The organism is Streptomyces cahuitamycinicus (assembly GCF_002891435.1).
GTDB lineage: Bacteria > Actinomycetota > Actinomycetes > Streptomycetales > Streptomycetaceae > Streptomyces > Streptomyces cahuitamycinicus.
The window spans coordinates 22,797-29,066 of sequence record NZ_POUC01000059.1; the positions used below are offsets into that span (position 1 = coordinate 22,797).

General features: G+C 70.8%; 6 protein-coding genes. 1 reads left to right on the top strand and 5 read right to left on the bottom strand.

Going from position 1 to position 6,270, the window contains the following annotated elements:
• Window positions 1-61 precede the first annotated feature (61 nt).
• The 5 genes from C1J00_RS11225 to C1J00_RS11245 all read right to left on the bottom strand — a co-directional run bounded on the left by C1J00_RS11225 (window position 62) and on the right by C1J00_RS11245 (window position 5,197).
• Window positions 62-1,180 (bottom strand): LLM class flavin-dependent oxidoreductase, encoded by a 1,119-nt coding sequence (locus C1J00_RS11225; RefSeq protein ID WP_102908894.1) that lies wholly within the window; start codon window positions 1,178-1,180, stop codon window positions 62-64.
• Window positions 1,181-1,278: 98 nt separating this feature from the next.
• Window positions 1,279-2,049: an SDR family NAD(P)-dependent oxidoreductase gene (locus C1J00_RS11230; RefSeq protein ID WP_102908895.1), complete on the bottom strand. Its 771-nt coding sequence runs from the start codon at window positions 2,047-2,049 to the stop codon at window positions 1,279-1,281.
• Between the two features lie 9 nt (window positions 2,050-2,058).
• Entirely contained in the window at window positions 2,059-2,961 is a 903-nt protein-coding gene (locus C1J00_RS11235) for a TIGR03619 family F420-dependent LLM class oxidoreductase (protein WP_102908902.1), read from the bottom strand.
• A gap of 14 nt (window positions 2,962-2,975) precedes the next feature.
• A complete protein-coding gene (locus tag C1J00_RS11240) occupies window positions 2,976-4,223 on the bottom strand; it encodes an amidohydrolase family protein (RefSeq protein ID WP_102908896.1) in 1,248 nt (415 codons plus the stop codon).
• Window positions 4,224-4,321: 98 nt separating this feature from the next.
• Window positions 4,322-5,197 (bottom strand): dienelactone hydrolase family protein, encoded by an 876-nt coding sequence (locus C1J00_RS11245; protein WP_102908897.1) that lies wholly within the window; start codon window positions 5,195-5,197, stop codon window positions 4,322-4,324.
• 94 nt (window positions 5,198-5,291) lie between these two features.
• Between C1J00_RS11245 and C1J00_RS11250 the strand changes: the two genes are divergently transcribed.
• Window positions 5,292-6,270 (top strand): GlxA family transcriptional regulator (locus C1J00_RS11250; protein ID WP_245936303.1); only part of this gene is annotated, 979 nt, incomplete at its 3' end.

Sequence of the window (6,270 nt, forward strand, 5' to 3'; positions counted from 1 at the left end):
CCTGAGGGGCGCGGGGAACCGCGCGGCCGGCCCCCGCGAACCCGCTCCCGCCGACGCACGCTCAGCCGATCCCCCGGAACCGCGAAGTCCGGTGCACCGGATCCGTGTCGATCCTGGGAATCACGTGCTCCCCGACCAGCCGGATCGTCTGCAGCGTCTCCTCCTTCGGCACGCCCACCGGCAGCCCGAAGCTCAGCTGGTCCGCCCCGGCCTGCTCCCACCGCTTGCACTGCCGCAGCACGTCGTCCGGGTCCCCGCAGATCAGCAGTTCCTCCTCGATGAGGAGCTCGACCAGTTCCTCGGTGTACTCCGGCAGCGTCTCCGGCCAGACCGGAAACCCCTCGGGCCGGGGGAACGTGTCGTGGTACCGGAACACCAGGGAGGGCAGGTAGTGCAGTCCCCCGCTCGCGGCGATCCGCACCGCCTCCGCATGGGTCGGCGCACAGATCGCCGTGGTCGTCACCATCACGTTGTCGTTGACGAACGCGCCGACCGGCTCCGCGTCCACGATCGCCGTCTTGTACTGCTCCAGCACCCACTCCATGTCGGAGACCTTCTGCACGCTGAAGCCGAGCACGCCGAGCCCCTTCTTCGCGGCCATGGCGTACGACGGCGGCGACCCGGCCGCGTACCACATGGCCGGGTGCGACGGCCCGTACGGCTTCGGCAGGACCTTCCTCGGCGGCAGTGACCAGTGCTTGCCCTGGAAGCCCTGGTACTCGTCCTGGAGCCACATCCTGGGGAACTCGGCGATGGTCTCCTCCCACAGCTCCTTGGTGTGGTTCATGTCGGTGACGCCCGGCATGAACCCGAGGATCTCGTGGGACCCGGCGCCGCGCCCGCTGCCGAACTCGAAGCGGTTGCCGGTGAGGTGGTCGAGCATGGCGACCTTCTCGGCGACCTTCACCGGGTGGTTGACCGGGGCGAGGGGGTTGAAGATCCCGGAGCCGAGGTGGATCCGCTCGGTCGCGTGCGCCAGGTACCCGAGGAAGACGTCGTTGGCGGACAGGTGCGAGTACTCGTCCAGGAAGTGGTGCTCGGAGGCCCAGGCGTACTTGAAGCCGGACTTGTCGGCCTGGATGACGTACTCGGTCTCCTCCATCAGCGCCTTGTGCTCGGCGAGCGGGTCGGTCTCGGCCCGTTTGCCGACGTATCCCTGAACGAAGATGCCGAATTCCAAGGAGGTTCACCGCCTCAGGGGTCAGTTCTGACGGTACGTCAGATTTATGGGTCCGACTGTTCCACCGGCCTCCGGGAGCGTCAATACCTGATGGAGCGTCAGATGATGCTCACCCCGGCCAGCCACCCGCCGTCGATCACGAACGGCTGCCCCGTGATGTACGAGGAGTCCTCCGAGGTCAGGAACAGTGCGAGCCCGGCCACCTCCTCGGGGCGTCCGGCCCTGCCCAGCGGCACCAGCTTGCGGTACAGCCGGTCGAGGCCCTTCGCCGTCTCCTCCGGGTCGGCGTCCGGGTCCAGCCGGGCCGGGTTGGACATCGCCGTGTCGATGGCCCCCGGGCAGACGGCGTTGACGCGTATCCCCCGCCCGGCCAGTTCCAGGGCGGCGACCCGGGTCAGGCCGACCACCGCGTGCTTGGACGCCGCGTAGGCACCCACCGCGGCCATTCCGGTCAGGCCCGTGTAGGAGGCGGTGTTGACGATCGTGCCCCCGTCGGCCATCTCCGGCGCGACCGTCTTCATGCCGAGGAAGCAGCCCACCTGGTTGACCTGCACGACCTGCATGAACTCGTCGAGGGGCGTGTCGAGGAGGGAGTTGAAGCGCAGGATGCCGGCGTTGTTGACGAGCCCGTCGACGTGGCCGTACGCGTCCTTGGTGGCGGTGACGGCTGCCTGCCAGTCGTCCTCCCGCCCCACGTCCAGACGGACGTACCGCGCGCCGATCTCCTTGGCGAGGGCCTCACCCTGGTCGTCGAGCACGTCCGCGAGGACGACCCGGGCCCCCTCGGCCGCGAACAGCCTGGCCTCCTGTTCGCCCTGGCCGCGTGCGGCGCCGGTGATGATCACGACCCGTCCGTCGAGCTTGCCCACGGGGTCTCCTCACAGCTCGGGGGCGACCTCGGCGCCGAACGCCGCGATCTGGTCGGTGAGTTCGCCGCGGCTCCGACTGCGGAACCGCACCTGGATCTGGTGCACGCCCATCGCCCGGTACGCCCGCAGCGACTCGGCGAGCTGCTGCGGCCCGCCGCTGAGGGTGCGGCGCCCCACGTCCCACCGGGGCGTCCCGACGTACAGCGGCTCGGCGATGGCTCCCACGGTGAACGGGCCCCGCGCACCGGCCTGTTCGCGCAGCTCCCGGATGCGCGAGATCTGCGCGGGCAGCCGGTCCCTCGGGTCCCCCTGGGGCAGCCACCCGTCGCCCTTGAGCGCGGCCCGGCGTACGGCGGCGGGTGAACTGCCACCGACCCAGACGGGAACCCGGTCCTGCGCGGGCCGGGGCCGCTGCCCGAGCCCCTCGAAGCGGTACAGCTTGCCGTGGTGCTCGGGGAACTCGTCGGGCCCGAGGGCGGCGCGCAGGGCGTCCAGGCACTCGTCCAGCACGGCCCCGCGCCCGCGGAAGTCCACACCCAGGGCGTCGAACTCCTCCCGCACGTGCCCGGCGCCGACCCCGAGGATCAGGCGACCGCTCGAGAGGTGGTCGAGGGTGGCGTACTGCTTGGCGGTGAGCAGGGGGTGCCGCAGCCCGACGATCGCGACGTGGCTGAGCAGCCGGACGCGTCGGGTGGCGGCGGCGAGGAAGGCGAGGGTGGCGACGGGGTCGTACCAGACGGTGCTCATCGCGGCGGCGAGCCGGCGGGGGATGCCGACGTGGTCGCAGCTCGCGAGGTAGTCGAAGCCGGCCCGGTCGGCGGCGCGGGCGATCGTCAGCAGGTCCTCCGGTCCGGCCTCCGCCTCCCACCCCTCGGCGTAGAGGGTGCTCTGCGACTGGACGGGAAGCTGCATCCCGTACCGCAGGCTCACCGCGCACCCCCGCCGCCGCCCGGCCACAGGCCCTCGGCGGTCAGCCCGAGCAGTTCGATGGCGTTGCCGCGCACGATCCGCTCCACCACCTCCGCCTCCAGATGCCCCATCTGCGCCTCGCCGACCTCGCGGGACTTGGGCCAAGTGGAGTCGGAGTGCGGGTAGTCGGTCTCGTAGAGGACGTTGCCGACGCCGATGGAGTCGAGGTTGCGCAGCCCGAAGGCGTCGTCGAAGAAGCAGCCGTGGACGTGCTCGGCGAAGAGCTCGGACGGCGGCCGGTGCACCTTGTCGGCGACTCCGCCCCAGCCGCGGTTCTCCTCCCACACCACGTCGGCCCGCTCCAGGATGTAGGGGATCCAGCCGATCTGCCCCTCGGCGTACATCACCCTGAGGTTCGGGAACTGCTCGAACTTGCCGCTCATCAGCCAGTCGACCATGGAGAAGCAGCAGTTGGCGTAGGTGATGGTCGAGCCGACGGCGGGCGGGGCGTCCGCGGAGGTGGACGGCATCCGACTGCTGGAGCCGATGTGCATGGCGACGACGGTGCCGGTCTCGTCGCACGCTTCGAGGAAGGGGTCCCAGCCGTCGGTGTGGATGGAGGGCAGCCCGAGGAACGGCGGAATCTCGGAGAAGGCGACGGCGCGGACCCCGCGGGCGGCGTTGCGCCGGACCTCCGCCGCCGCCAGCCCGGCGTCCCACAGGGGGACGATGGGCAGGGGTATGAGCCGCCCGTGCGCGTCCGGGCCGCACCACTCCTCCACCATCCAGTCGTTGTAGGCGCGGACGCAGAGCAGGCCCAGGTCGCGGTCCTTCGCCTCGGTGAAGGTCTGGCCGCAGAAGCGCGGGAACGTCGGGAAACAGAGGGCGGACTGGACGTGGTTGACATCCATGTCGGCGAGCCGGGCCGGGACGTCGTAGGAACCGGGACGCATCTGCTCGTAGGTGATGACCTCCAGGCGGATCTCGTCCCTGTCGTACCCGACGGCGGTGTCGAGGCGGGTCAGGGGTCGCCGCAGATCCTCGTAGACCCACCAGTCCCCGACGGGACCGTCGTCCCCGGGCTGCCCCATGACCGGCTTGAAACGCCCGCCGAGGAACGTCATTTCCTTCACGGGGGCCCGGACGATCCGCGGCCCGACCTCCCGGTACTTCCCCGGAAGCCGGTCCTGCCAGACGCTCGCGGGCTCCACGGTGTGGTCGTCCACGGAGATGATCAGCGGAAACGTGCTGTCGTGGGTGTCCATGGCGCTCACGGTAGCGCTGAACTGACGGGGCGTCAGCTACGTGGTGGTGGAGCGCTCGGGCCCCGGCCACCTCCGCGCACCCGGGCATGCCCGTCCGGCTACGGCCCATCCCCCGGAGAGGACGGGGCACCGACGGGTGTCCGGTCGGGGCCGAGGCGTTCGGCGAGGAACGCGATGATCTCGTCGCGGGCACGGAGCGTCGGGTGGCCCTGCTCGTCGACGAGATGGGCGGTCACCACGCTGTGCGCGCATCCGACGACATCACGGAAGAACGGCGGCGGCTCCGGGTTCGCTGCGCCGGCCGGCAGCACGCGACCGTCGAATGCGTCGCCGAGCAGCGCCCGGTAGGCGGCAAAGCGCTGTCCCGTGCACCATCTGTCGCCCTCGAAGCGGTAGGCGAGTACCCGCAGTTCGTCACGGGCGACGCGGCGTGCCAGCAAGCCGGCGTCCTCGTCACCGATCTCCAGCCCGGCGGGGTCGTCGAGGGGGAGCGAGGGGTGGTTGACCACCGGGGCGATGACCGCCGGTTCGAGCGCCATGGTCAGCGCGAAGTTGCCGGTGAAGCAGAGCCCGACCGCACCGACGCCCGGCCCGCCGCAGTCCGCGTGCGCGACGCGCGCCAGCCCGCGGAGCCAGCTGACGACCGGGCTGGTGCCGCCACCCGCGAAGGCCCGGAACTCGGCACTGACGCAGGCGCGGCGGACCACGGCTTCTCCTTCATCAGCGGTCGGGTAGGCACCGTCGACGCCGAAGAGGGAGGGCAGGTGGACGCAGAAGCCGGCCGCGGCGAACCAGCGCGCAAGCCGTGCGACGTCCGGGCTGATGCCCGGCATCTCGGGCATCAGGACGACGGCCGGACCCGTCCCGATGACGTGGACGGTCTTGGCGACGCCGTCGATGGTCACGATCCTTCGGGAGAAGTCGTCCAGCGGGTCGTCCTCGGGGGAGTGGCGTTGCGGTCGCTCGGTTGTCATGACGGGAGTCTGTCGGGAGACTGTCCCGGCGCGAAGCGGCGATATCGCCGTCCAGCAGGGTGATGTCGCCATTCGTTCGTGTGTCGGAGGGGCCGTGGACGCGCTGCGCATCGGGGTACTGGCATATCCCGGCTGTTTCGCGTCCGAGGTGTACGGCGTTCCCGACCTGCTGACCATGGCCGGCCGCGTCGCCGCAGCCCAAGGGGCGTCCCGGCCCTCCTACGAGGTGTCCGTCGTCTCGCCCCGGCGCAGGGTACGAGCGTCCGGCGGTTCAGCCATCGACGTGTCGGTGATGCGGCCCGTGGATGTGCTGATCGTGCCGGGCTTCGAGCTCTCGCCCGACACCGATCTCGATGCGACGCTCGCCGGACTGAAGCCCGAGGTGGCGGCCATCCGGGCCCAGGCTGCCACCGGCGTGGCGGTCGTATCGATCTGCGTAGGAGCCTTTCTGGTCGCCGAGGGCGGTCTGCTCGACGGACGGGAAGCCACGACGTCCTGGCTCTTCGCGGACCAACTAGCCAGTCGCTGCGGGAAGGTGAAGGTGCGTCCGGATCAACTGGTGGTCACTGATCGCGGTGTGACGACGACCGCGGGCTTCAGCGCCATGTACGACTTCGCTCTCCAGCTGATCCGCGAACAGGACGGCTCCTGTGTCGCCCGCAACATCGCCCGCATCGCGCTGCTCGACGACGCCCGCTCCTCCCAGGCCCCGTATGTCGACCTGGACCTGCTGCCTGAGCTGGGGCGTGAGTTCTCACTCGGCGTGAAGCGGTGGCTCGACAGGCGCCTCGGCACCCGCTACGACCTGTCCGCTCTCGCCCGGGAGTTCCATGTGAGCACCCGGACGATGCTCCGCCGCTTCGGCGAGGAGACCGGGCAGTCTCCGCTCGAGTACCTGCAGTGGGCACGGGTCCGGCGCGCTCGGCTCCTCCTGGAGAACACGGACAGGACCGTCGCAGGCATCGCCGCCGAGCTCGGGTACGCGGACCCGAGCACCTTCAGCGCCGTCTTCGCGCGCCGGACCGGTTGTCGGCCGCGGGACTACCGCGCTGCGTTCCGGCGTGGGGCGGGAG

Excerpts from the sequence above, each read along its gene's own strand:
- C1J00_RS11240 (WP_102908896.1), bottom strand. The coding sequence starts at position 4,223 with ATGGACACCCACGACAGCACGTTTCCGCTGATCATCTCCGTGGACGAC.
- C1J00_RS11235 (WP_102908902.1), bottom strand. The coding sequence starts at position 2,961 with ATGCAGCTTCCCGTCCAGTCGCAGAGCACCCTCTACGCCGAGGGGTGG.
- C1J00_RS11245 (WP_102908897.1), bottom strand. The coding sequence starts at position 5,197 with ATGACAACCGAGCGACCGCAACGCCACTCCCCCGAGGACGACCCGCTG.